Source organism: Plantibacter sp. ME-Dv--P-095 (genome assembly GCF_030209365.1).
In the GTDB taxonomy this organism is placed as follows: domain Bacteria; phylum Actinomycetota; class Actinomycetes; order Actinomycetales; family Microbacteriaceae; genus Plantibacter.
The window spans coordinates 59,088-84,310 of sequence record NZ_JARVSB010000004.1 but is presented as its reverse complement, the minus strand read 5'-3'; the positions used below and the strand labels follow the sequence as shown (position 1 = coordinate 84,310).

At 69.6% G+C, this 25,223-nt stretch carries 22 protein-coding genes and 2 riboswitches; of the genes, 13 read left to right on the top strand and 9 right to left on the bottom strand.

What is annotated here, in order from left to right; translation table 11 throughout:
* Positions 1–13 precede the first annotated feature (13 nt).
* Positions 14–628 carry a hypothetical protein gene (locus QRN26_RS05560; RefSeq protein ID WP_157579811.1) on the top strand — a complete coding sequence of 205 codons (615 nt, stop codon included), beginning with the start codon at positions 14–16 and terminating at the stop codon, positions 626–628.
* Positions 629–707: 79 nt separating this feature from the next.
* Here the strand turns inward: QRN26_RS05560 and QRN26_RS05555 are convergent, their stop codons facing one another.
* The 4 genes from QRN26_RS05555 to QRN26_RS05540 all read right to left on the bottom strand — a co-directional run bounded on the left by QRN26_RS05555 (position 708) and on the right by QRN26_RS05540 (position 6,038).
* Positions 708–2,459: a dipeptide ABC transporter ATP-binding protein gene (locus tag QRN26_RS05555; RefSeq protein ID WP_056778319.1), complete on the bottom strand. Its 1,752-nt coding sequence runs from the start codon at positions 2,457–2,459 to the stop codon at positions 708–710.
* Positions 2,456–3,394 carry an ABC transporter permease gene (locus QRN26_RS05550; RefSeq protein WP_082455862.1) on the bottom strand — a complete coding sequence of 313 codons (939 nt, stop codon included), beginning with the start codon at positions 3,392–3,394 and terminating at the stop codon, positions 2,456–2,458. The genes QRN26_RS05555 and QRN26_RS05550 overlap by 4 nt, the downstream gene beginning before the upstream one ends.
* A 13-nt stretch (positions 3,395–3,407) precedes the next feature.
* Entirely contained in the window at positions 3,408–4,340 is a 933-nt protein-coding gene (locus QRN26_RS05545) for an ABC transporter permease (protein WP_056007318.1), read from the bottom strand.
* 75 nt (positions 4,341–4,415) lie between these two features.
* Positions 4,416–6,038: a peptide ABC transporter substrate-binding protein gene (locus tag QRN26_RS05540; RefSeq protein WP_056007321.1), complete on the bottom strand. Its 1,623-nt coding sequence runs from the start codon at positions 6,036–6,038 to the stop codon at positions 4,416–4,418.
* Positions 6,039–6,374: 336 nt separating this feature from the next.
* On the opposite strand from QRN26_RS05540, the gene QRN26_RS05535 reads away from it, so the two are divergent.
* Positions 6,375–7,184, top strand: a complete 810-nt coding sequence (locus tag QRN26_RS05535) for a CPBP family intramembrane glutamic endopeptidase (RefSeq protein ID WP_502927368.1) — start codon at positions 6,375–6,377, stop codon at positions 7,182–7,184.
* 84 nt (positions 7,185–7,268) lie between these two features.
* Here the strand turns inward: QRN26_RS05535 and gcvP are convergent, their stop codons facing one another.
* The 3 genes from gcvP to gcvT are packed head-to-tail and all read right to left on the bottom strand — an operon-like array spanning position 7,269 to position 11,692.
* On the bottom strand, positions 7,269–10,190 hold the full coding sequence (gene gcvP / locus QRN26_RS05530; protein WP_285035778.1) for an aminomethyl-transferring glycine dehydrogenase: 2,922 nt from the start codon (positions 10,188–10,190) through the stop codon (positions 7,269–7,271).
* Entirely contained in the window at positions 10,190–10,564 is a 375-nt protein-coding gene (gcvH, locus tag QRN26_RS05525) for a glycine cleavage system protein GcvH (protein WP_056007329.1), read from the bottom strand. The genes gcvP and gcvH overlap by 1 nt, the downstream gene beginning before the upstream one ends.
* Before the next feature lie 3 nt (positions 10,565–10,567).
* Positions 10,568–11,692, bottom strand: a complete 1,125-nt coding sequence (gcvT, locus tag QRN26_RS05520) for a glycine cleavage system aminomethyltransferase GcvT (RefSeq protein ID WP_285035774.1) — start codon at positions 11,690–11,692, stop codon at positions 10,568–10,570.
* A 56-nt stretch (positions 11,693–11,748) separates the two neighbouring features.
* A riboswitch (glycine riboswitch) is annotated at positions 11,749–11,851 on the bottom strand.
* Between the two features lies 1 nt (position 11,852).
* Positions 11,853–11,938: riboswitch (glycine riboswitch) on the bottom strand.
* Positions 11,939–12,084: 146 nt separating this feature from the next.
* Here gcvT and QRN26_RS05515 point away from each other — a divergent pair.
* The 7 genes from QRN26_RS05515 (at position 12,085) to QRN26_RS05485 (ending at position 18,907) form a co-directional block, all read left to right on the top strand.
* Positions 12,085–12,867, top strand: a complete 783-nt coding sequence (locus QRN26_RS05515; protein WP_056007334.1) for an NUDIX hydrolase — start codon at positions 12,085–12,087, stop codon at positions 12,865–12,867.
* The gene (gene nadA / locus QRN26_RS05510) at positions 12,864–14,171 is read left to right on the top strand and encodes a quinolinate synthase NadA (protein WP_285035770.1); all 1,308 of its coding nucleotides are present in this window, start codon (positions 12,864–12,866) and stop codon (positions 14,169–14,171) included. The genes QRN26_RS05515 and nadA overlap by 4 nt, the downstream gene beginning before the upstream one ends.
* Position 14,172: 1 nt before the next feature.
* Positions 14,173–15,804, top strand: coding sequence for an L-aspartate oxidase (nadB, locus tag QRN26_RS05505; protein WP_285035768.1), 1,632 nt, complete (start codon positions 14,173–14,175; stop codon positions 15,802–15,804).
* Entirely contained in the window at positions 15,798–16,649 is an 852-nt protein-coding gene (gene nadC, locus QRN26_RS05500) for a carboxylating nicotinate-nucleotide diphosphorylase (protein ID WP_285035766.1), read from the top strand. Before nadB ends, nadC begins: the two co-directional genes overlap by 7 nt.
* 1 nt (position 16,650) lies before the next feature.
* Positions 16,651–17,793: a cysteine desulfurase family protein gene (locus QRN26_RS05495; protein WP_285035765.1), complete on the top strand. Its 1,143-nt coding sequence runs from the start codon at positions 16,651–16,653 to the stop codon at positions 17,791–17,793.
* Between the two features lie 107 nt (positions 17,794–17,900).
* Positions 17,901–18,116: a hypothetical protein gene (locus QRN26_RS05490; protein ID WP_056007346.1), complete on the top strand. Its 216-nt coding sequence runs from the start codon at positions 17,901–17,903 to the stop codon at positions 18,114–18,116.
* Positions 18,117–18,337: 221 nt separating this feature from the next.
* Entirely contained in the window at positions 18,338–18,907 is a 570-nt protein-coding gene (locus QRN26_RS05485) for a carboxymuconolactone decarboxylase family protein (RefSeq protein WP_285035761.1), read from the top strand.
* A gap of 13 nt (positions 18,908–18,920) precedes the next feature.
* On the opposite strand, the gene QRN26_RS05480 is transcribed toward QRN26_RS05485, so the two are convergent.
* Entirely contained in the window at positions 18,921–20,576 is a 1,656-nt protein-coding gene (locus QRN26_RS05480; RefSeq protein WP_056778351.1) for an ABC-F family ATP-binding cassette domain-containing protein, read from the bottom strand.
* 209 nt (positions 20,577–20,785) lie between these two features.
* Here QRN26_RS05480 and QRN26_RS05475 point away from each other — a divergent pair, with 209 nt between their 5' ends.
* Complete coding sequence (locus tag QRN26_RS05475) at positions 20,786–22,069, top strand: ice-binding family protein (protein ID WP_285035758.1); 1,284 nt, start codon at positions 20,786–20,788, stop codon at positions 22,067–22,069.
* Positions 22,070–22,114: 45 nt separating this feature from the next.
* Positions 22,115–22,462: a LysR family transcriptional regulator gene (locus QRN26_RS05470; protein WP_285035756.1), complete on the top strand. Its 348-nt coding sequence runs from the start codon at positions 22,115–22,117 to the stop codon at positions 22,460–22,462.
* 42 nt (positions 22,463–22,504) lie between these two features.
* Here the strand turns inward: QRN26_RS05470 and QRN26_RS05465 are convergent, their stop codons facing one another.
* A complete protein-coding gene (locus QRN26_RS05465; protein WP_285035754.1) occupies positions 22,505–23,674 on the bottom strand; it encodes a hypothetical protein in 1,170 nt (389 codons plus the stop codon).
* A 122-nt stretch (positions 23,675–23,796) separates the two neighbouring features.
* On the opposite strand from QRN26_RS05465, the gene QRN26_RS05460 reads away from it, so the two are divergent.
* Together QRN26_RS05460 and QRN26_RS05455 are read left to right on the top strand one after the other, a co-directional pair.
* Entirely contained in the window at positions 23,797–24,315 is a 519-nt protein-coding gene (locus QRN26_RS05460; protein WP_285035752.1) for a hypothetical protein, read from the top strand.
* 50 nt (positions 24,316–24,365) lie between these two features.
* Positions 24,366–25,079 (top strand): hypothetical protein, encoded by a 714-nt coding sequence (locus tag QRN26_RS05455; protein WP_285035750.1) that lies wholly within the window; start codon positions 24,366–24,368, stop codon positions 25,077–25,079.
* The last annotated feature ends 144 nt before the right edge of the window (positions 25,080–25,223 follow it).

The following is a 25,223-nucleotide window of genomic DNA, read 5'->3' as shown; positions in this document are numbered from 1 at the left end:
AAGGATGGACGACGTGAACGACGCGACGAACGCCCGCAACCGGACCACCCTGAGGAGCACCAGCGGCTACTGGATCCTCGGGGTCACCGCCCTCCTCATGGTCTTCTTCATCATCGACGCCGTGGGCCGCGGCGCCTGGGGGTTCGCCCTCCTGGCGCTGCCCTGGGAGCTGCTCGTCGTCTGGCTGGTGTACCTGGTCCTCGTCCGCCCCTGCATCGTCATCGAGCCCGAGCGGCTGACGATCGTGAACGTCGGTCGGCTCCACGAGATCCCCTGGTCTCGCCTGGAGGAGGCGACGAGCCGGTACCAGCTCACCGTGCTCCTGCGCGACGGTCGGAAGATCACCAGCTGGGGTGCGCCGAGCGCCGGCCTCGACCGCCCCTCCCTGACCGGCGGTCGCGGACGACGGGACGTCGACCACCAGGAACGCGCCTCGGGCGTCCGCCGACCAGGACGGGCGGGCAACGAGGGCCCCTCGGCCGTCGACCTCATCGACCGGGCGCACGAGCGCTGGGGGAAGATCGACCCGGCCGACACGCGCCTGGCCGCCTCACGTTGGGACGTCGTCGCCCTCGGGGTCACCGCCGCGCTGATGGTCTGGGGCGCCGCCTCGGCGCTCCTCGGCTGACCCTCCGGCCCATCCCGGGAACGACGAAGGGCGGTGCTGCGGATCGCTCCGCGGCACCGCCCTTCGGCGTGACGGCTCGTTACAGCGCGAGCTCGATCCCGGCGCCGGGGATGGCGTCGAGGAGTTCACGCGTGTACTGCTGCTTCGGGTTCTCGAAGACGTCGTCCGTGGTCGACGCCTCGACGATCTTCCCCTTCTGCATGACCGCCACGTTGTCGGCGATCACCCGCACGACCGCGAGGTCGTGGGTGATGAAGAGGTAGGTCAGCTGCAGTTCCGACTGGAGGTCGGCGAGCAACTGCAGGATCTGCGCCTGCACGAGCACGTCGAGCGCGGACACGGCCTCGTCGAGGACCACGATCTCCGGCTTCAACGCGAGCGCCCGGGCGATCGCGATGCGCTGACGCTGACCACCCGAGAGCTCGTTCGGGTAGCGCGTCGCGACCGACTGCGGCAGCGACACCTGGTCGAGGAGTTCCAGGACGCGTGCGCGTCTGGAGGCCTTGTCGCCGACCTTGTGGGTCTGCAGCGGCTCCGAGATGGTGTTCCCGATGTTGCGCAGGGGGTCGAGCGAACCGTAGGGGTCCTGGAAGACCGGCTGCATCGTCCGGCGCAGCGCGAGGAGACCCTTGCGGTCGAGTCCCTCCATCGCCTTCCCGCCGATGCGGATGCTGCCCGAGGTCGGTGTCTCGAGCTGCAGGAGGAGCTTCGCGACGGTGGACTTCCCCGAACCGGACTCCCCGACGAGCGCCATGGTGGTGCCCTTCGGGATCTGGAACGAGACGCCGTCCACGGCCTTCAGCTCGCTCGCCTGGCCCTTCTGTCCACGGATCTTGTAGACCTTCTCGAGATCGTCCACGACGATCGCCGGCTCCACCTTCGCGAGGTCGAGCTGCGCCGCCGCACGATGCTCGGCGGCGACGATCAGGTCGATCCCCTCCGAGCCGGCCGGAGCCTCGTGCTCGAGCGTCTCGAGCGGCCCGGTCGCGGACTGGATCCGCCGCGAGGCGAGGCTCGGCGCTGCGGCCACCAGGCGCTGCGTGTACGGGTGCACCGGGTTCTGCAGGATCTCGACCGAGGGACCGGCCTCGACGATCTGCCCCTTGTACATGACGATGAGCTTCTCGGCACGTTCGGCCGCGAGGCCGAGGTCGTGCGTGATGAAGAGCAACGCCGTTCCGCTGTCGCGCGTCAGGCTCTCGAGGTGGTCGAGGATCTTCCGCTGCACGGTCACGTCGAGCGCCGAGGTGGGCTCGTCAGCGATCAGCAGCTTCGGGCTCGAGGAGAGGCCGATGCCGATGAGCACGCGCTGCCGCATACCGCCGGAGAACTGGTGCGGGAACTGCTTGAGGCGACGGTCGGCGTCGGAGAGACCGGCCTGCTGGAGGACCTCGATCGCCTTCGCCCGCACGGCCTGCTTGCCCTCGGCGATGCCGTTGGCGCGGATGGCCTCCTCGACCTGGAACCCGATGTTCCAGACCGGGTTGAGGTTCGACATCGGGTCCTGCGGCACGAAGCCGATCAGGCGACCGCGGACGTCCTCGATCTCTTTGCGCGGGAGCTTCGAGAGGTCGCGACCCTCGAAGAGGATCTCACCGCCCGTGATCTTGCCCGTGCCGGGGAGGAGGTTGATGATGGCGTGCGCCGTCGTCGACTTCCCGGATCCCGATTCGCCGACGATCGCGACCGTCTCACCGGGCATCATCGTGAAGCTGGTCTTGCGGATGGCCTGCACGGTGCCGCTCTGCGTGCGGAACCCGACCTCGAGGTCCTTGACCTCGAGGAGCGGCTGCCCGGTGCGTGCACCGGCCTGGGGTGTGGGGGTGCTCAACGGAGTGCCCTCGCCTTCGGGTCGAGTGCATCACGCAGGACCTCGCCGAGCATGATGAAGCTGAGCACGGTGAGCGAGAGCGCGATGGACGGGTAGATGAGCACCTGCGGAGCGGTCCGCAGGTCGCGCTGCGCCTGGGAGATGTCCGCGCCCCACGAGATCGACTCGGATCCGAGTCCGACGCCGAGGAACGACAGGGTCGCCTCCGCGACGATCGCCGAAGCGAGCGACAGCGTGATGACGACGATCACCGGGGCGATCGAGTTCGGCAGGACGTGGCGCACGAGGATGCGGAACCGAGAGACGCCGAGGGCGATCGAGGCCTGCACGTAGTCGGCGTTCTTGACCCGCAGGATCTCGGCACGCAGGACTCTCGCGACGCTCGGCCAGACGAACAGACCGACCGCGAGCGAGATGGTCCAGACGCTCCGGTAGGCGGCGAGGGCCGACATGACGACGACGGCGGCGAGGATGTACGGGATCGAGAAGAAGATGTCGCCGATGCGGGAGAGCACCGAGTCGACCCAACCGCCGTAGAAGCCCGACAGCGCGCCGAAGCTGATACCGAGCACGCAGACGATCGCCGTGACGATGAGGCCGACCGCGAGCGAGGTGTTCGCGCCGAAGATGACCCGCGAGTAGATGTCGCAGCCCTGCTTTGTGAACCCGAGCGGGTGCGCGAGCGACGGGTCACCGAGGCTGTTGTCGAGGTTGCAGCTGCGCGGGTCGACCTGCGAGAACAGGCCGGGCAGGAGCGACACCACGACGACGAGGACGATGAGCACGGCCGAGATCCAGAACATCGGCTGACGGCGCATGTACGCCCAGGCGTCGGTCCAGAGGTTGCTCGGCTTCTCGTCGACCTTGACGGCGTCGATCACCGCGAGCGGCGTCTCCTCCAGCGGGGCGACGAAGTGCGTGGATGAACGCTTCATCTGTGGTTCCTGATCATGACTTGACATAGCGGATCCTCGGGTCGAGCACGGCGTACAGCAGGTCGACCAGCAGGTTGACGAGCAGGTAGACGAGCACCATCACGGTCACGAAGGACACGACGGTGGGTCCTTCGCCACGGATGATCGCCTGGTAGAGCGTCCGGCCGACGCCGGGCACGTTGAAGATGCCCTCCGTGACCGTCGCTCCGACGATGAGCACACCGAAGTCGACCGCCAGGTAGGTGACGACCGGGATCAGCGAGTTGCGGAGGATGTGCACCGGGATGATCCGGCGGCGGCTGAGGCCCTTCGAGGCCGCGGTGCGCACGAAGTCGAGCGACTGGGTCTCGATCACGGCGCCGCGGGTCAGGCGCGTGATCTGCGCGAAGCTGATCGTCGCCAACACGAGTGCCGGGAGTAACAGGTCTTGTATCGGCGCACCGGCACCGACCGTGACCCGGAACCAGCCGAGCTGGATGCCGAAGACGAACTGGGCGATGAACGCGACCACGAAGACCGGCAGGGAGATGAGGATGAGGCTCACGACGAGGAACGACGCGTCGAAGATGCCGCCCTTGCGGAGGCCGGAGACGAGGCCGATCGTGATGCCGGCGACCATCTCGAAGAAGACGGCGAGGACGGCGAGACGCAGCGTGACCGGGAAGGTCTGCGCGAGGATCTCGGCGACCGGCTGACCGGAGAACGAGGTGCCGAGGTCGCCCGTGAGGATGCCGCCGAGGTACAGCAGATACTGCACGATGAACGGCTTGTCGAGGTTGTACTCCGCGCGGAGCTGCTCGAGGACGGCCGGGCTCGGCGTCCGGTCGCCGAAGAGCGCGAGGATGGGGTCGCCCGGGAGCGCGAACACCATGAAATAGATGAGGAACGTCGTACCGAGCAGGACCGGGATGGCCTGCAGGATGCGGCGGAGGATGTAATTGCCCAAAGCGGGACTCCTGAACTCGTGAAAACTGGGTGGGCCCGGAAGAACCGGACCCACCCAGTTGTGCCGTCTACAAGATTACTTGGTGATCTCGTAGTAGAGAGGCACGGAGTTCCAACCGAACTGGACGTTCTGGACGCCCTCGCCGAATCCACCGCTCACGTTCTGGTACCAGAGCGGGATGGCGGGCAGGTCCTTGAACAGGACCTCCTGAGCTTCCTGGAACTTCTTGTTCGCGGCGTCGAGGTCGGACTCGGCAGCACCCTCGGAGAGGAGCTTGTCGAACTCGGGGCTCGAGTAGTCGCCGTCGTTCGAGGAGGCGCCGGTCGCGTACAGCGGGCCGAGGAAGTTGTACAGACCCGGGTAGTCGGCCTGCCAACCGCTGCGGAACGCGGTCTGGATCTGACGGCTCGTGATGCTCTCACGGAAGTCGCCGAAGACCGCGACCGGAACACCGGAGGACTCGATGCCGAGGGTGTTCTTGATGTTGTTCGTCACGGCGTCGACCCAAGCCTGGTGCGGGCCGTCGGCGTTGTAGGCGATCTGGAAGGAGCCGTCCCACGGGGAGATGGCGTCAGCCTTGGCCCAGAGTTCCTTGGCCTTCTTGTCGTCGTTGGTCAGCACCTCGTTGCCGGGGATGTCCTTCGAGTAGCCGTCGATGACGGGCGAGGTGAAGTCGGTCGCCGGGGTGCGGGTGCCCTCGAAGATGACGTCGGTGATCTGCTTGCGGTTGATCGCGTAGGAGATCGCCTGACGACGCAGCTCGCCTTCCTCGCCGCTGAAGTGCGGGAGGCGGGACGGGATGGTGAAGGACTGGAACACGGCGGCGGGCTGGTTCACAGCGCGGTCACCCAGGTCGTCCTGGAAGGTGGAGATCGCGGAGTCCGGGATCTGGTCCAGGACGTCGAGGTTGCCACCGAGGAGGTCGGCGTACGCCGCGTCGAAGCTGGCGTAGAAGTTGATCGTCACGCCACCGTTCTGCGGCTTACGACCACCGTTGTACTCGTCGTTGGTGACGAGGGCGATGGACTCGTTGTGCTTCCACGCCTTCTCACCGTCGAGCTTGTACGGGCCGTTGCCGACCGGGTTCTGACCGAAGTCGGCCGTGACCTTGCCGGCCTCGTCGAACGCCGACTTGGGCAGCGGGTAGAACGAGGAGTAGCCGAGGCGCAGCGGGAAGTCCGAGCGAGCCTCGTTGAGCTCGACCGTGAAGGTCGTGTCGTCGACGACGTTGAGGCCGGTGAGGGGCTGGTCGGCGTCGTAGCTGAAGCCCTTGATGTCCTCGAAGAAGTAGCTGTTCTTGCGCGCGTTCGAGAGGAGCGCGGCGTCCTGCCAGGCGTTCACGAACGACTCGGCGTCGACCGGGTCACCGTTGGTGAACTTCTGGTCGGGCTTGATCTTGATCGTGAAGGTGATCGAGTCGTCGGTCTCGATGGACTCGGCGAGGTCGTTGACCGGCTTGCCCTTGGCGTCGTAGTAGACGAGGCCCGCGAAGATCTCGTCGAGGATCTTGCCGCCACCCACCTCGTTGGTGTCGCTGGGGATGAGACCCGACTCCGGCTCGGAGCCGTTGGTCGTGATGATGGCGGATGTGTTGCCGCTGGTGCTCTCGCTGCTGGAACCGCCACCGGAACATCCGGTGAGGACGAGAGCCCCTGCTGCGATGATGGCGGCGGCAGAGCCGAACCGACTGAACTTCACAGTTCCTCCTTGGGGAAAGGGCAAGCGAAACCGGCGCATCGTGTGCGCTGGACCGCTCTTTGAATACTCTGACGATAAGTTGAAGCAGGACGACGAGCAAACTGGGACGCCAAACGTTACACAGCGGTAACCGAATCGGAGGATTGTTGCTCGCGGACGAGTTTCCGTGCACGTATCCCGCCCGCGACGCAAGAGAACGACGCTGATCGCAAAACTCGTGCGAGCGGACTCCGGCCGCGGATACGAATCGTAAGCCCGCCCGCCGATGGCGTCCGAGACGCGGGCGTTCAGATGCTATGCGGTGCGCACGAAGCGAGGAGCCCGCACAATGGACCGGTGAACGAGCAGAACGCGACCGTGCAACAGCCGGACCTCCCCGAACGGTCGCCGGTCGCGCGCCGCTGGTGGGAGATCGGGATCGTCCTCGCGCTGAGCCTCGGCGCGTCGGCGGTGTACTCCGTCATCTCGCTCATCGCGAAGCTCACCGCGGGGCCGCCGCTCGCCGACCAGTCGGCGGCCATCAACACGACGCAGGCGACCCGGGAGTGGCTCGACTTCAGCTACCAGTTCCTCGGGCTGTTCTTCCAGCTCGCGCCCGTCGCGCTCGTCATCTATCTGCTCTGGCAACCGGGGCGAAGCGGTTTCACCCGCATGGGACTCGACCTCCGCGCACCAGGACGCGACCTCGGACGTGGCGCGCTGCTCGTCGCCGCGATCGGCATCCCCGGTATCGGGGTGTACGCGCTCGGCCGGGCGCTCGGGGTCACGGTCGCGGTGTCGACCTTCCCCGACACCATGTACTGGTGGACGATCCCGATGCTCGTCTTCTCCGCGCTCCGCGCCGGGCTGCAGGGGGAGGTCATCATCATCGGGTACCTGTACACCCGGCTGCGCGAGATCGGATGGGGGTGGTGGACGATCATCCTCTCGACCGCCGTCCTGCGCGGGAGCTACCACCTGTACCAGGGCATCGGACCGTTCTTCGGCAACGTCGCCATGGGGATCGCGTTCGGCTGGTGCTACAAGCGCTGGGGCCGGGTGATGCCGCTCGTCGTCGCGCACACGATCATCGACGTGATCTCCTTCGCCGGCTTCCCCCTCGCGGTCGCCTGGTGGCCGGGCATCTTCGCCCCGACCGCGTCCTGACCGACGACCTGCCTGTCCTCGGACGAACGAGGACTCCCCCGCCCACGACGGGGCGAGGGAGTCCTCGTTCGACGGTGCGTTCGCCTAGGCGAACGCCTCGGGCGGCGGGCAGGCGCACACGAGGTTGCGGTCACCGTACGCCTGGTCGATCCGGCGGACCGGGGGCCAGTACTTCGTCCGCACCAACGTGTGCACGGGGTAGACGGCGAGCTCACGCGAGTACGCGTGGGTCCACTCCCCCTCGATCACCGACTGCGCCGTGTGCGGCGCCCCGACGAGCGGGTTGTCGTCGGCCGGCCACTCGCCCGCGGCGACGGCGTCGGCCTCCGCCTTGATCGCGATCATCGCTTCGACGAAGCGGTCGACCTCGGTGAGGTCCTCGCTCTCGGTCGGCTCGACCATGAGCGTCCCCGCGACGGGGAACGACATCGTCGGCGCATGGAAGCCGTAGTCGACGAGGCGCTTGGCCACGTCGTCCACCGTGATCCCGGTCGTCTCCTTGAGCGGGCGGAGGTCGAGGATGCACTCGTGCGCGACCAGGTCGCTGTCGCCCGTGTAGAGGACCGGGTAGTGGTCCCGCAACCGTGCGGCGATGTAGTTCGCGGCGAGCACTGCGGCACCCGTCGCCTCACGGAGGCCCTCCGAGCCCATCATGCGGACGTAGCCCCACGAGATCGGCAGGATGCTCGGGCTGCCGTAGGGCGCCGCCGAGATCGGGCCGCCCGCGTGCACGACGGTGCCGCCGCCGAGCAGCGGGTGCTCGTCGCGCTGGGCGAGCGGGTGCCCGGGGAGGAACGGAGCGAGGTGCGCCTTCGCGGCGACCGGACCGACGCCCGGACCACCGCCGCCGTGCGGGATGCAGAACGTCTTGTGCAGGTTCAGGTGCGAGACGTCGCCACCGAACTCGCCGAAGCGCGCGTACCCGAGCAGGGCGTTGAGGTTCGCACCGTCGACGTAGACCTGGCCGCCGGCGTCGTGGACCGCCTGCGTGATCGTCTTCACCTCGTGCTCGTACACGCCGTGGGTCGACGGGTAGGTGATCATGAGGGCTGCGAGGGACTCGGCGTTCGACGCGATCTTCGCGCGGAGGTCGTCGAGGTCGACGTTGCCCTGCTCGTCGCACGCGACGACGACGACGCGCATGCCGGCGAGGACCGCGGAGGCCGCGTTCGTGCCGTGCGCGCTCGACGGGATCAGGCAGACCGTGCGCTGCTCGTCGCCGTTCGCGCGGTGGTAGCCACGGATCGCGAGCAGACCCGCGAGCTCCCCCTGGCTGCCCGCGTTGGGCTGCAGCGAGACGGAGTCGTAGCCGGTGACCTCGGCGAGCCACGTCTCGAGCTGGTCGACGAGTTCGAGGGAACCGGCCACGTCCTCACGCGGCGCGAACGGGTGGAGTCCGGCGAACTCGGGCCAGGTGACCGCTTCCATCTCCGTCGCCGCGTTGAGCTTCATCGTGCACGAACCGAGCGGGATCATCCCGCGGTCGAGCGCGTAGTCGCGGTCCGCGAGCTGCTTGAGGTACCGCATCATGGCGGTCTCGGAGTGGTGCGTGTTGAACACCGGGTGCGTCAGGTACCCGGTCTCGCGGGCGAGCGCGGCCGGGTACGCCGACACGGCTCCCGGTCCGAAGGCCGAGGCGGACGAGGCCTCGTCGAAGACGTACGCGGACGGCTCGCCGGCCGTGGCCGCCCCGGCGGTCGTGAGGACCTCGACGAGGGTCGGGACGACGCTCTCCTGGGCACTCACCTCGTCGAAGCTCATCGAGACGGTCGTCTCGTCGACGGCCCACAGCAGGAGGCCGCGGTCGTGCGCTCCGGCCACCACCGCCGCGCTGTCGTCGACGCGGACCTGCAGCGTGTCGAAGTACTGCTCGGTGAGCACCTCAACCCCCGCGGACTGCAGGAGGTGTGCCGCGGTCGCGGTCGCCGCGTGGACCGACTGCGCGATCCGCTTGAGCCCGGCGGGGCCGTGGTAGACGGCGTACATCGCGGCCATGACGGCCAGCAGGACCTGCGCGGTGCAGATGTTGCTTGTCGCCTTCTCGCGGCGGATGTGCTGCTCGCGGGTCTGCAACGTGAGCCGGTAGGCGGGGTGACCCGCCGCGTCCTGGCTGACACCGACGAGCCGTCCTGGCATCTGGCGTTCGAGTCCCTTGCGGACCGCGAGGTACCCGGCGTGCGGGCCGCCGAAGCCCATGGGCACGCCGAAGCGCTGCGTCGTGCCCACCGCGATGTCCGCACCGAGGGAACCGGGCGAGGAGATCAGCGTCAGGGCGAGGAGGTCCGCCGCCACGACGGAGACACCGCCACCGGCCTTCACCGCCGCGAGGACCGCGGACGGGTCCCAGACGAGTCCGGAGGCCGCGGGGTACTGCACGAAGACGCCGAACGCGGCCGGGAGGTCGGTCGGTGCGGTGCTCGAGAGCGGCAGCTCGACGAGGTCGATGCCGACCGCTTCGGCACGGCTGTGGAGGAGCGCCTTGGTCTGCGGGTAGGCGTCGGCGTCGACGATGAAGGTCGTCTCGGCGAGCTTCGAGGCGCGACGGGCGAGCAGCATCCCTTCGACGACGGCCGTGCTCTCGTCGAGCATCGAGGCGTTCGCCGTGTCGAGGCCCGTGAGGTCGGACACCATCGTCTGGAAGTTGATGAGCGCCTCGAGGCGCCCCTGCGAGATCTCCGGCTGATACGGGGTGTAGGCGGTGTACCAGGAGGGGTTCTCGAGCACGTTCCGCTTGATGACCGCGGGCGTGATCGTGTCGAAGTACCCGAGGCCGATGAGGCTCCGGTTCACCGTGTTGCGGCCCGCGAGTTCACGGAGTTCCGCCAGCGCGGCACGCTCGCTCGCGGCGGCGGGGATGCTCGACGACGCCAGTTCCGCTGCCGTGATGGCCGACGGGACGGCTGCCGACAGCAGCTCGTCGACGCTCGCGTACCCGACCGCTGCGAGCATGGTCGCCTGGGCGTCGGTGTCGGTCCCGATGTGCCGATCTGCGAACCGGTCCGCCATCACTCGCCCACCAGCTTGCTGTAGTCGTCCCAGCTGAGCAGCGTGTCGGGCAGTGCGTCGTAGCGCACCGAGACGAGCCAACCGGCGCCGAACGGGTCGCTGTTCACGAGCGACGGGTCGTCGACGACGGCGTCGTTCGCCTCGACGACCTCTCCGTCGAGCGGTGCGAACAGCTCACCGACGGACTTCGTGGACTCGATCTCGCCGACGACGGTGCTCGCGGAGAGCGCCGCACCGACGGCCGGCAGGTCGACGAACACGACGTCGCCGAGCTTCTCGGCGGCGTAGTCGGTGATGCCGATGACGGCGAGATCGCCCTCGACGCGGATCCACTCGTGCTCGGCGGTGTACTTGAGGGTGGTCTTGTCGGCCATGGGTTACTTCTCTCTCGAATAGAAGGGGAGCGTGGTGACGGTCGCGGTGATCCGCGTGCCGCGGACGTCGAGGTCGAGCACGGTGCCCGGCTCGGTGTGGTCGGGGTGCACGTAGGCCATCGCGATCGGGTGCCCGAGGGTCGGTGACAGCGCGCCGCTCGTGACCTCGCCGACGACGTCGTCGCCGACCAGGACGGCGTAGCCGGCGCGACCCGCACGACGTCCCTCGGAGACGAGCCCGACGAGCACGCGTGCGTCGGCGGCCGGGCCGGCCTCGATCGCGTCGCGCCCGACGAAGGAGCCGTGCTTGGCGAGCGCGACCACCCGGCCGAGCCCGGCCTGCACCGGCAGCATGTCGGGGCCGAGCTCGTGGCCGTAGAGCGGCATGCCTGCCTCGAGGCGGAGGGTGTCGCGGCTGGCGAGTCCGGCCGGGACGAGGCCGAGGGGCGTTCCGGCGGCGACGATCGCGTTCCACAGTTCCACGGCGTCAGCGGCGTCGACGTACAGTTCGAAGCCGTCCTCGCCCGTGTACCCGGTGCGTCCGATGAAGACGGTGCCGTTCTCGAAGGAGGCACCGGTCGCGCGGTAGTACTTGACCTCGTCGAGCGAGGGCAGTTCGTCGAGGACGTGCAGTCCCTCGGTCGCCTGCAGGATGGCGCGCGAGGCGGGGCCCTGGACCGCGATGAGTGCGATCTCATCGCTGCGGTCGACCACGGCGAGGTGTTCGAAGGCGGCTGCGCGCTCCGTGAGCGCGGCGACGGCCGCCTCCCGGTTGCCGGCGTTCGCCACGACGAGGTACTCGTGCTCACCATTGCGGTAGACGACGAGGTCGTCGATGATGCCGCCCGCCTCGTTCAGCAGCAGCGAGTACTTGGCCTGCAGCAGCTCGATCGCCGAGAGCCGACCGGCGAGCGCCTGGTCGAGGAAGGCGGCGGCGTCCTCGCCGACGACCTGGATCTCGGCCATGTGTGAGATGTCGAAGATCCCGGCCGCCGTGCGGACGGCGTGGTGCTCGGCGAGGTCGCTCGAGTAGCGCACGGGCATCTGCCAGCCCGCGAAATCGGTGAAACTCGCGCCGGCGGCTTCGTGGACGGCGTACAGCGGGCTGGTTCGTTCGGGGTCGGTCACGAGTTCTCCGGGGTCGCGTGGTGCGCTGCGGACGCCTACCGGCGTCCGTTGGGAACTCCCCCTCTGTCATTGGCCTGAGAGCTTCGCGGGGCCGATGGCGCGGGCCCTGCTTTCACCGTCGGCGAGCGCGCCAGGAACGTGCGCTGCTTTCCAGAGTGGCCAGTCCGATGCGGTACAGGACCTGAGAGATTGGCGGGGAGGCTTGCTCCTTCGGTGCCGGCGTACCGGCTCTCCCGCATCGTGTTTGCGGCCCGATGTTCGATTAGAGCGCCAGCATATCGCGAGTCGTCGGTGAAGCGGGGGCATCTGTTCAGGTCCGGTGTACACTAAGTCCCAGGCGAGTAAGTGTCAGGTGAACCATAAGACGCTGCAGCCCCGATCCAGGAGCCACCATGCAGCGCACCACGACGCCCGCGGAGCACGACGCGACGCCCGTCGAGCTGGCCGTCTCGACGGTGATCTTCACCCTGCGGGCCGACGACGGCTTCGGGGCCGGCGACGCGACGCCCGCCATCTGGCTCCCGCTCGTGCGCCGGATCCGGGAACCGTACGACGGACGCTGGGCCCTGCCCGGCGGGCCGCTCGGGGCAGCGCAGTCGCTCGCCGACGCCGCGGCGTCCACGCTCGAGGCGACCACGTCACTCCGCCCGCGCTACCTCGAGCAGCTCTACGCCTTCGGCGACCTCGACCGCTCCCCCGCTGAACGCGTCGTCTCGATCGTCTACTGGGCGCTCGTCGGATCCGAGGAGGCGAAACGCACCCACCTCGGGCAGAACGTGCGCTGGTTCCCCGCCGACGCGCTGCCGCCACTCGCGTTCGACCACCGGGAGATCGTGGAGTACGCGCTCTGGCGCCTCCGCAACAAACTCGAGTACAGCCACATCGCCCACGCCTTCCTCGGCGACACCTTCACCCTCACGGAACTCCGCGAGGTGCACGAGGCCGTGCTGCAGAAGCAACTCGATCCGGCCAACTTCCGTCGCCAGGTGGAGGCGTCCGGCCTGGTGCTCGCGACGGACGCTCTCCGGACGGGTGGCCGGCACCGCCCGGCACGGCTGTACCGCTGGACCCAGCCGATCGCCCGACCGGACACGCCCGCCGCGTCCCGTCCGGCGAGCGCCCGCACCTCGAACACCCCCACCACCCCCCGAGCGACGTCCCAGGAGCCAGCATGACGATCACCGCATCCGTCGACGACACCATCCAGCAGATCACGCAGGGCACGTCGGACGGCGCGACCTGCGCACCGGAGCTCGCGGCGGGCCCGTGGGTCTTCGACCTGCAGCCGCCGAGCTACGGCCCGGGAGCATCCATGGGCGACGTCATCCCGACCGGCTCACCGCGTCAGGGGCAGTTGCCGGTCGCCTACCGCGACGCCGCCCCCGAGGACCTCCACCGACGCATCGTCGCCGCGAAGGAGACCCTCGGCGACCGCGTCGTCATCCTCGGGCACTTCTACCAGCGCGACGAGGTCGTGCAGCACGCGGACTACATCGGCGACTCCTTCCAGCTGGCGAACGCCGCCAAGGCCCGCACCGAGGCTGAGGCGATCGTCTTCTGCGGTGTGCACTTCATGGCCGAGACCGCCGACCTCCTGTCGGGGCCGGATCAGGCGGTGATCCTGCCGAACCTCGCTGCCGGGTGTTCTATGGCCGACATGGCGGACATCGACCAGGTCGAGGAGGCCTGGGAGGCGCTCGAGGCGCTGTACGGGACCGAGCCGGACGCAGACGGCCGCGTGCCGGTCATCCCGGTCACCTACATGAACTCCTCCGCCGCGCTGAAGGGGTTCTGCGGCCGGCACGGCGGGATCGTCTGCACCTCGAGCAACGCGGAGACCGTGCTCCGGTGGGCGTTCGAGCGCGGCCAGCGGGTGCTGTTCTTCCCCGACCAGCACCTCGGGAGGAACACCGCCAAGAAGCTCGGTGTGCCGCTGGAGCGCATGCCGATGTGGAACCCGAACCGCCCGCTCGGCGGCAACGAGGCACCGGCGCTGGCCGAGGCCCAGGTCATCCTGTGGCACGGGTTCTGCTCCGTCCACAAGCGGTTCACCGTGGACCAGATCGACCGGGCGCGCGCCCAGCACCCCGGAGTGCGGGTCATCGTGCACCCCGAGTGCCCGATGCCGGTGGTCGACGCGGCCGACGAGGCGGGCTCGACGGACTACATCCAGAAGGCGATCGCGGCGGCACCGGACGGCACGACCTTCGCCATCGGCACGGAGATCAACATGGTGCAGCGTCTGGCGGCGCAGTACCCGCAGCACACGATCTTCTGCCTCGACGACGTGATCTGCCCGTGTTCGACGATGTACCGCATCCACCCCGGCTACCTCGCCTGGGTGCTCGAGGGACTCGTCAGCGGTGAGGTCCTCAACCGCATCACGGTCTCCGACGACGTCGCCGTGCCCGCGAGGCTGTCGCTCGAGCGCATGCTCGCCGCGAAACCACCGGCGACCACCGTGCCGCGGGTCGGCTGACATGGCCAGGGTGCTCGTCGTCGGGAGCGGGATCGCGGGGCTCGTGGCCGCGATCCGTGCAAGCGAGCGTCACGAGGTCGTCGTCGTCACGAAGGACGTGCTCGGCCAGAGCAACACGCGGTACGCCCAGGGCGGGATCGCCGGGGTCATGTTCGAGGACGACCGCGTCGAGGACCACGTCCGCGACACCCTGCTGGCGGGAGCGGGACTCTGCGACGAGGCCGCAGTGCGCGTGCTCTGCACCGAGGGTCCTGAGCGGATCAGAGAGCTCATCGCCTTCGGGGTGGCGTTCGACCGCGACGGCGAGCAGTTCGCGAAGGGGCTCGAGGCGGCGCACTCCTATCCCCGCGTGCTGCACGCGGGTGGCGACGCGACGGGCGCGGCGATCGAGACGGCACTCGTCCGGACGCTCGAAGCCCGCGGGGTCCAGGTCCTCGAGCACACCGTGCTCCTCGACCTCGACCTCCGGGACGGCGTCGCCGTCGGCGCCCACCTGTGGTCCGCCGAGCGCGGGCACGTCACGCTTCCCGCGGACCACATCGTCCTCGCGACCGGCGGGGTCGGCCAGCTCTACCCGTTCACCACCAACCCGTCGGTCGCGACCGGTGACGGCGCAGCGGTGGCGCTCCGGGCCGGAGCGGTCCTGGCGGACGTCGAGTTCGTCCAGTTCCACCCCACGGCCCTGACCACCCCGGAGCGCTTCCTCGTCTCGGAGGCGGTCCGTGGTGAGGGTGCGGTCCTCCGGGACGCCACGGGCCACCGGTTCATGCACCTGCTCCATCCCGACGCCGAGCTCGCACCGCGGGACGTCGTCGCGCGCGGGATCGCGCAGGCCATGGCGGCGCAGGGGGGCCGCCCGGTCACCCTGGACGCGACCGCGCTCGGGGCCGAACGGCTGGCCGAACGCTTCCCCGGCATCGACGCGCACGTCCGAGCGTCCGGGGTCGACTGGTCGACCACGCCCGTCGAGGTCGCTCCGGCCGCCCACTACTGGATGGGCGGCGTGGCCACCGATCTCGACGGCCGGACGACGGTCGCCGGGTTGTACGCGATCGGTGAGGTGGCTCGGACGGGCGTCCACGGGGCGAACCGACTCGCCTCGAACTCACTCCTCGAGGGTGCCGTCTTCGCCGCGCGAGCCGTCGCGGCGATCGACGCGTCCGGAAGCGGCCGTCCGATCGCCGGCCGTCCGGCACTCGGCTCCGTCACGATCGACCTCGAATCCACAGCCACCGCCTGCGACGGCACGACATCGGCCGCGCCGCCGTTCAGCCGCCAGGCCCTGCACGACCTCATGTGGCGGCATGCCGGGCTCGTCCGGAACGCGTCCGGGCTCACCGAGGCGTCGCGGACGCTCGCGCGGTGGGCGTCCGGCTCGCCGAGCCACCCGACCCACGGTGACGCGTCGGCGACGGCCGAGGATCGCAACCTCCTGCTCCTCGCCCGCGCCGTCGTCGCCGCGGCGTTGCAGCGCACCGAGTCGCGCGGCGCCCACGCTCGCGACGACCACCCGGTGATCGACGTCGCCGAGGCCCGGCCGATCTCCGTCATCCTCGCTCCGGTGCCGGCACCGTCATCCTCCGACCCGTCTCCCCTCCCGCTCCTGAACGGATCCGTGCTCTCGCCATGCTGACCCCTCGACTCATCGACACCGTCGTCTCCGCCGCTCTCGACGAGGACGCTCCCTGGGGCGACCTCACGGCCGACGCCCTCATCCCCGCAGCGGCCCAGGCGTCAGCGTCGCTGAACGCCCGGGAGGCCGGCGTGTTCAGTGGCGCCGCGGTGTTCGAGGCCGCGTTCCGACTCACCGACCCGGGGATCAGCGTCGCGTTCCTCGTCGCCGACGGTGAGTCGTTCTCCGCCGGCGACACCATCGCGATGGTCTCCGGCCCGGCTCGGGCGGTGCTCACCGCCGAGCGGGTCGCCCTCAACTTCGTGCAACGGATGAGCGGGATCGCGACGATGACGGCGGCCTACGTCAGCGCCGTGTCCGACACCCGGGCGCGCATCGTCGACACCCGGAAGACCACGCCAGGCCTCCGCGCCTTCGAACGGCACGCGGTCCGGTCGGGTGGCGGGCGCAACCACCGGCACTCGCTGTCGGACGCCGTCATGGTGAAGGACAACCATCTCGCGGTGCTGCTCGAGCGCGGCCTCACCGTCACCGAGGCGTTGCTGCGGGCGCGCGAGGAGCTCCCCCACACGACGAGCATCGAGGTCGAGGTCGACCGGCTCGACCAGATCGAGGCCGTCCTGGCCGCCGGTGTCGACACGATCATGCTCGACAACTTCACCATCGACGAGCTCCGCGAGGGGGTCGCGCTCATCGCCGGCCGGGCGGTCGTCGAGGCGAGCGGCAACGTGACCCTGGCGACGGTCCGCGACATCGCTGCGACCGGGGTCGATGTGATCTCGTCGGGGGCGCTCACCCACAGCGTGCGGTCGCTGGACCTCGGCCTCGACGTGTCGGTGGACTGAGGTGCTGTACCTCGACAACGCCGCGACGACACCTGTCCGGCGGGAGGTGATCGAGGCCATGTGGCCGTACCTGACGACCACCTTCGGCAACCCATCGAGCCACCACACCGTCGGTGAGGCGGCCGCCGCCGGACTCGACGACGCCCGACGCCGCATCGCGACGGTGCTCGGCACCCGCCCCGGCGACATCGTCTTCACCGCCGGCGGGACGGAGGCGGACAACCTGGCCGTGAAGGGCCTCACGCTCGGCTCGATCACGCGCGGCCGGCACGTCGTCACCTCGGCCGTCGAGCACGAGGCCGTCGCGGAGTCCTTCGCCTACCTGCGCCGCTTCCACGACGTCGAGGTCACGACGCTGCCGGTGGACCACACGGGCCGCGTCGATCCGGAGGAGTTCGGGGCTGCGCTCCGGCCGGACACCGTCCTCGCGAGCATCGTGGCCGCGAACAACGAGATCGGCACGATCCAGGACCTCGCCGCCCTCGGCACGATCGCGCGAGCCGCACGGGTCCCCCTGCACACCGACGCCGTCCAGGCGGCGGGATGGCTCCCGCTCGGGCTCGATCGGCTGGGCGTCGACGCCCTCAGCCTGTCCGGACACAAGCTCGGCGCTCCCAAGGGGGTCGGGCTGCTGGCCGTCCGCGGCGCGCTCCCCCTCGAGCCGCTCGTCCATGGCGGCGGGCAGGAGCGCGGGCGACGGAGCGGGACGGAGAACGTCGCCGCAGCCGTCGGCCTCGCCACCGCCGTCGAACTCGCCGAACAGGAACGACTCGGCGCCACCGAACGCGTCACCCTCCTGCGGGACGCCTTCATCGCGCGGGTCCTGCAGGAGGTCCCCGTTGCGCGACTCACCGGTCATCCCGAGCACCGCCTGCCCGGCATCGCCTCGTTCGTCTTCCCGGGGACGAGCGGCGAGGCGGTCCTCCTCGAACTCGAACGCCGAGGCGTCGTGTCGTCGAGTGGCTCCGCGTGTGCCGCCGGCAGCGACGAACCCTCCGCCGTCCTGCTCGCTATCGGCGTCGAACCGACGGTCGCGCAGACGGCCGTGCGTCTCAGCTGCACGACAGCCGTCACCGCGCGGGAACTGGACGATGCGGCGAGCGCCGTGGTCGCCGCCGTCGCCGCCGTGGCCTCACTGGGTTGACGAGGGTCTAGCCCCGTTCAGCTGGGAACACAACCGGTTGTCGCCGTCCGGGCGGTTCGGCAGGGTGGATCCTGTGACCGAGACTCGGGAGCAGAGACGGAGCTGACATGGGATTCCTGGACAACGCCAAGGACGCGGCTGAGGCGACCGGTCGGAAGATCGGCGAAGCCGTCGAGGACACGAAGGAACGTCTCGGCGACAAGGTCGACGAGGCCAAGGCCGACGCGAAGGTGAAGCAGGCGGAGGCCGACGTCAAGAAGGCCGAGGCCGAACGCGACTCCACCGAGGCGAAGAACGACTACAAGGAGCAGCTGCGCGACTGACGCGCTCTCCCCCTGAACGACGAGGACCCCGCCTGGCGAACGCCGCGGGGTCCTCGCTCATGCGTGGAATGTGGGTCTCCCCGGCGACAGACGGGCCTGGTGAGGTCGACGTGATCGCCGACGTCCGGCGGAAGACGTGCTGACAGCGCCTGTGTCGAGTGCCATCATGAGCGGTAGCCGCGGACGCCCGGCCCGCGACCCGTTCCGGCGAGGTGGCCGACATGTCGATCCTGCGAACCATTCCCGAAGCCGATGCCGATGCGACGACGGCCGCGCTGTACGACGACGACATCGCCGACCAGGGCTTCGTCGCTGCGCACACGAAGGTGATGGCGTTGAACCCCGAGGCATACGCCGCTTGGGAGGCGCTGATCGGGGCGATCGCCCGGCCGCTCGGCAAGCGACGCTACGAGCTCGTGACGCTCGCCGCGGCGCGAGGGACACGGTCACGACATTGCCGTCTCGCTCACGGCAGGAAGTCGCTCTCGCTGTTCAGCGAAGACCAGCTCGTGCGCATCGCAACCGACTATCGTGACGCCGGCCTGAGCCCCGCTGAGGTTGCGATGATGGCCTTCGCGGAACGGGTGGGTCGCGACTCGGACCGCATGACCGACGCCGACAGCCTGACCCTGCGCGAGCACGGCTTCTCCGATCGGGAGATCCTCGACATCGCCCTCGCCGCTGCCGCCCGCAACTATTACAGCCGGGCGCTCCAGGCACTTGCGGTCGACGTCGACGTTCCTGACGACATCGGACCCGAACTGCGCGACGCACTCGTGCAGGGCCTCTGAGCCCCGCCGAGCACTAGTGCTCGGTGACCTGCCCCGCCTCGACGACCCAACGGCGCTCGATGCGGACGGTGTCAAGCATGCGTCGGTCGTGGGTCACGAGCAGGAGCGTCCCCTCGTAGCTCTCGAGTGCCTCTTCGAGCTGTTCGATGGCGGCGAGGTCGAGGTGGTTCGTCGGTTCGTCGAGGACGAGCAGGTTTACGCCGGTGGCCTGCAGCACGGCGAGCCCGGCTCTGGTGCGCTCTCCCGGCGACAGCTCGTCGACCGGGCGGTTGACGTGGTCGGCCTTCAACCCGAACTTGGCCAGCAACGTCCGGACCTCCCCCGGCGACAGTTCGGGCACGATCGCCTCGAACCGGTCCGCGAGCGGCTCCGAGCCGACGAGCAGTGAGCGAGCCTGGTCGATCTCGCCGATGCGCACACTCGATCCGAGGCTCGCCGTGCCCTCGTCGGGCGTCCGGCGGCCGAGCAGCGTCGCGAGCAGCGTCGACTTCCCCGCACCGTTCGGACCGGTGATGCCGATCCGGTCGCCGACGTTCACCTGGAGCGACAGCGGACCGAGCCGGAAGTCGCCCTGCTGCACCACGGCCTGCGACAGGGTCGCGACCACCGTGCTCGAGCGCGGTGCGCTCCCGATGGTGAACTGCAGCTGCCACTCCTTGCGAGGTTCCTCCACCTCGTCGAGGCGGGCGATGCGGCTCTCCATCTGGCGGACCTTCTGCGCCTGCTTCTCGGAGGACTCCGCTGAGGCCTTCCGGCGGATCTTGTCGTTGTCCGGTGCCTTCTTCATGGCGTTGCGGACGCCCTGGCTGGACCACTCCCGCTGCACCCGAGCACGGCCGACGAGGTCCGCCTTCTTGTCCGCGAACTCGTCGTACGCGTCGCGGGCATGCCGTCTGGCGACCTCGCGTTCCTCGAGGTAGGCCTCGTACCCACCGCCGAAGACGCGGTTGCTCTGCTGCGCGAGGTCGAGCTCGAGCACGCGGGTGACGCAGCGGGCGAGGAACTCGCGGTCGTGGCTGACGAGCACGACGCCGCCGCGGAGCCCCTGCACGAAGCGTTCGAGTCGTTCCAGACCGTCGAGGTCGAGGTCGTTCGTCGGTTCGTCGAGCAGCACGATGTCGAAGCGCGACAGCAGGAGCGCGGCGAGTCCGACCCGGGCGGCCTGACCTCCGGACAGCGACGTCATCATGGTGGACGACACGTCGGCGTCGAGGTCCAGTCCGAGGTCGGCGAGCACCGCCGGGATCCGTTCCTCGAGGTCGGCTGCGCCGCTCGCCAGCCAACGGTCGAGGGCGGCGGAGTAGACGTCGGCCGGGTCCTCGCCGGCCTGGGGCGGTTCGGCGAGCGCCGCCGCCGCCGCGTCCATCGCCTCGGTCGCTGCGGCACACCCGGTGCGTCGGGCGATGTACGCGGCGACGCTTTCACCGACGACGCGCTCGTGTTCCTGCGGGAGGGATCCGACGAAGGCGTCCGACGGCGACAGGGTGATCGTGCCGGCCTGCGGTTCGAGGGAGCCGCCGAGCAGCTGGAGCAGCGTGGACTTACCGGCCCCGTTCATCCCGACGACGCCGATGACGTCACCCGGCGCGACCGTCAGATCCAGGCTGTCGAACAGGGTGCGGTGGCCATGTCCGCCGGCGAGGCCTTGGGCGACGAGCGTTGCAGTCATGCTGCAATCGTCTCATTCCGGCGGACGAACCCTGACCGTTCATTCCGCGCCAGGCGCGCGCGTGCGCCCGCATAGCACAACATCACGATTGAGTACAATCCACCCCGCTACGGGTCGCGGCACCCCCCATTGGTGTTACACAGGGAGCAGTTGCGGTTGATGTCGCCATCCTCTTGGCTTCGCGCCCCTCCCACACGGAAGGGGCACGCATGCGCCTCGAACTCTCTCCACCCGCCCACAGCGCCAGACCCGGTCGCACGCGCCCACGGCTCCTCGCCGCAGCGGCAATCGTCACGGTCGGGCTCCTGGCCATCGGTACCGCGCCCGCGAACGCCGCGACCGGGATCGACGGCCCGATCTTCCTCGGCACGGCAGCCGACTACGGCGTCCTCGCGTCGTCGACCATCACGAACACCGGGGCCACCACCATCAACGGCGACCTCGGGCTGAGCCCGGGGAGCGCCGTGACCGGCTTCCCGCCGGGCCTCGTCAACGGCACCCAGAACGTGACGAACGAGCCCGCGGCCCTCGCCAAGAACGACCTCCTCAAGGCGATGGGCGTGGCCTCCAGCCTCACGCCGGCCCCGCAGCAGGTCGGCGATCTGACCGACCTCAACCTCTCTCCCGGCGTCTACGCCGGCGGAGAGATCTCCCTCACCGGGAACGTGACGCTCACCGGTACCGCGGAGTCGGTCTGGGTCTTCCAGGCGGCGAGCACGCTGAAGACCGCCACCGGTTCCTCGGTCACCCTCGTCGGCGGCGCGAGCGCCTGCAACGTGTTCTGGCGTGTCGGCAGCGAAGCCACGCTCAACGGCGGCGCGCCCTTCGTCGGCACGATCCTCGCCGACACGTCCATCTCCACGGGAGCGGGCACGGTCGTCGAGGGACGTCTCCTCGCGTCCACCGGCGCGGTGACGCTCATCAACACCGTGATCACCCGTCCTGCCGACTGTGACGACGGCAGCGGCTCCGAGGTCACGACGAGCCCCGAGATCACCTCGGCTCCCCTGCCCGGAGGCACGGTCGGTACGACGTACGACAGCACGGTCACCTCGACCGGTAGCCCGGACGCGACCTACACCGTCACCTCTGGCGCCCTTCCCCCGGGCCTTGTCCTCGACAGCGTGACCGGCACCGTGAGCGGCACCCCGACGACTCCCGGCAGCTACCCCGTCACCGTGACGGCCAGTAACGGCACCGCACCCGACGACTCGATCGAATCGACGATCGTGATCCAGCCGTTGGTGCCGCCGGTCGTCGTGCCTCCGGTCGTCACTCCGCCCGTGGTCACCCCGGTGATCCCGCCGGTCTCCCCGCCGGTCAACGCTCAGCCGAACATCCCGACGGTCCCGGTCAGCGACATCGACCGCCTGGCTGAAACGGGCGTGAACGGGACGCTCATCGTCGCGATCGGTGCATCCCTGCTGCTCCTCGGCATCCTCGCCGCCGTCGGCTCGGTCGTCCTGCGCCGCCGTCGCGCGATGAACAGCTGACCCACGCTGGTCCACGGTCCGACGCCGCCCCCGTAGGCTGAGGGCATGGACCACAAGCAGCTGCGCTCCTTCGTCGCCTCCGCGGAAACGCTCCACTTCGCGAAGGCGGCGAAGGCGCTCGGTGTGCCACGCAGCACCGTCGTCGCCGACGTCCGGAAGCTGGAGGAGATCCTCGGCGCGGAGCTGTTCGCCCGCGACGTCGAATCCACGCAGCTGACGGACGCCGGCTACGCGTTCCTCATCGACGCCCGGCGTCAGCTCGACGCTTCTGCAGCAGCCGCCGCGAAGTCGGCTCCCGCTCCCGGCGGCAAGGCCAAGGCGAACAAGGGCAAGGGCCGCGCTCCGAAGGTCAAGGGCGAGCCCCTGCCGTACAAGAAGCGCCAGGGTCGTTGAGCCGGAGGCCGCTCGGCAAGCCCTCGCGGTGAGAGGGCGCGGTCAGCGATCGAGCGACTCGGACTCCGTGTGCGCGAACCGCAGCAGCTCGCCACGGCGCTCCGCCTCGTCCCTCGCCGATCGTGCTGCGGCCGTGAGCCTGGCGACGGGGACCGAGGGTTCTGGATCGATCGCGGCGCCGAGTTTTGCGGCGCCGGCGAACCCGTCGAGCTGCACGACGACCGCCTCCCGGTACCCGGCTGCGATACCGGTGGAGAGGTCACGCAAGCCCACCGCAGCGGTGGGTCCGTCCTCGACCGCCATCGCGACGAGCACGATCCCCCCGCGGACGCGTGTGCAGACGGCGCCCGACGGGAGCGCACGGAACACGGCCTCGGCGAGCAGCGCTTCGAGTTCTCCGGCCGAAGCCAGACCGTAGGCACGCCGAAGGTCCCCGTATCCGTCGATGGCCACCTCGACGACGGCGAGCCGTTCGCCCGGCTCGAGCGTCGTCCGGAGCGCGGTCGCCTCGACCTCGAAGGCCTTGCGACCCACGGTGCGGATGCCCTCGCGTTCGGACGCGAGCCGCTCCTTGCGCTCCCATGAGCGGAGCAGGACCAGGCCGACCGCGACCAGGATCACGAACACGAGGTTCATGTAGGTCACGAGTGCGGTGCCGAAGATCCGCTCGAACGCTTCCGAGTGAGGACCTTCCGCGATGTACACCGCCAAGCGGGCGGCGGTGAACGCCGCGTGCAGGCCGATGACGATCACGAGCACGAGCGACGCCGAGGCCGTCCGCATGCGACCGCGTCGAGCCTCGAACACCACCAGGAGCGACAGGACGATCAGCGAGCCGAGCCGGGTGATCGTGCCGGCCCACTCGGGGTCGTCGGTGGGGTCCAGGACGGCCGAGAGCGCCGTCACGCCGACGAGGAGCGTTCCGAGGAGCACGAGGCTGCGGCGACCGTTGAACAGCCGACAGCCCACCCACAGGGCGGCGATCGCGGCGACCATCGAGGCGTTGGCGATGGCGACGATCCAGACGGAGTCACCGTTGAGGGTGGCCGCGAGGTAGCTGACCGCCGAGAGCAGGGTGGTGGCGAAGCCGGACATCCAGGCGGCCATGTGGCGGCCGGCGAGGGTGCGCGCGCTGTCGAGCGCATAGAAGATCCCGCATGCGGCGCAGACGATCACCGCGACGACCAGCATGCTCGCCAGATCGATCGTCACCGCTTGCCTCCTGGAGGCGCCGGTTCGCGTGACGCCTCATCGAGCGTACCGCCCGTTTCGGCCCGCGGCGCGGCAGTGCGCGGCCGTCGCGGTGTGCACGTGTGACGTGCCACCATCGATCCATGCGTGCATCGCCTGTCCGACCGGTCGCCGTCCGTGCGACCGCGTTCCGCGGCACGTCCCGATGGCGGCGGCGGCCGGTACGGCTCGTCGGCTATGACGCGCTCCTGCCGGACGGATCAGTCCGATTCGACGTGAATCTCGCCTGGGCGATGCCCGCGCACCCGGCGGATGCCTCCACGCGCGACGTGAACGTCCATGACCGCTGCCCCGAGCTCGGCGCCGGACCGTGGGTGGACGAGTTCGGGCGCGTCGTCGACGGGCCCGACGACGCCGGACCACCGCTCAGCGCGCGGCGCCGAGCGCGCCCGCGAGCCACCGACCTGCCCCGTCGCCGCACGTCGGCGAAGTCCAGGCGCCACTGGCGCGCCGGGCTCGGCGTGGCCGCGATCGGCCTCGGAGTGGTGCTCGTCGTCGGGCCGCTCCGCGACACCCCCGCGGGCTTTGTCGGGGTGGTCTGCGCCCTCGCCGGGCTCGCAGCCCTCCTGGACTTGATCCCCCGCGCCAGACGCTGGTGGTGACCGAGGAGCCAACGCCTCCGGCCGTCGGCGGTTGCCGGGAAGATAGAGCTATGACAGATCCGAGCGAGGAGTTCCGTTTCTTTGAGGACGCCCTCCGACTCCTCGGCAACGACGTGCAGTCCGATCTCGCCTCTCGAGGATGGGCGGTCACCGACCTCAGGGTCCCCGACGGCCAGCCTCTCGAGTGGTTCTGGCCTCCGACGGCACCGGTCGGTTACGGCGGTCTGCCGGACTGGAGCGACGAGGTCATGCGGCGCCGGCCACAGATGCACGGACCGCGACACACCCCGTGGCGGGTACCGACCAGAATCACGAACACCGTGAACGGGTGGCGAGTCGAGTACGGCGAGGCGATCGCCCAGGAACCGGATGCGGTGGCGGGATACGCGGACGAGGCGTCGCTCCTCGCAGACCTCGAACGCATCGAGTGCTGGCCGATGAACCTCGACGAGGCTCGCCTGATCCGGAGGGAACGCCTCTTCGCCGTCACCACGGCGCTCGCGCAGGATGCCCACTACCAGGGCTTCACGGTGACCGAGCCGTACAGCAGCCGCATCAGCGCCATCCGACCTCACATGATGTTCGAACGGAGTCGCGCTGTCGGACTCGCTGACACCGCCCCTCCTTCAACTCCTCGCCCGCGAGGTGACCTTGCCGCGCACATGAATCTGATCGACGCCGAGGCGTGGGCGTCCGCAGTGCGCACGGCGCGCGCCGGCGGCGAGGGGTGGAGCGTCAGCGGTCCCGAAAGGCCGCGCGTGTAGATCTCATCTGCCGACCTGCATGCGGGACGCATCCAGAACGGTGACCGGCTTGCGGGTCGACCCAGTCATGATCGTCCAGCCGCTCCACCTCGTGCTTCGCCTGCTCGGCTGTGACACGGAGCGGTTCCGGCTCAAGGCTCCTGA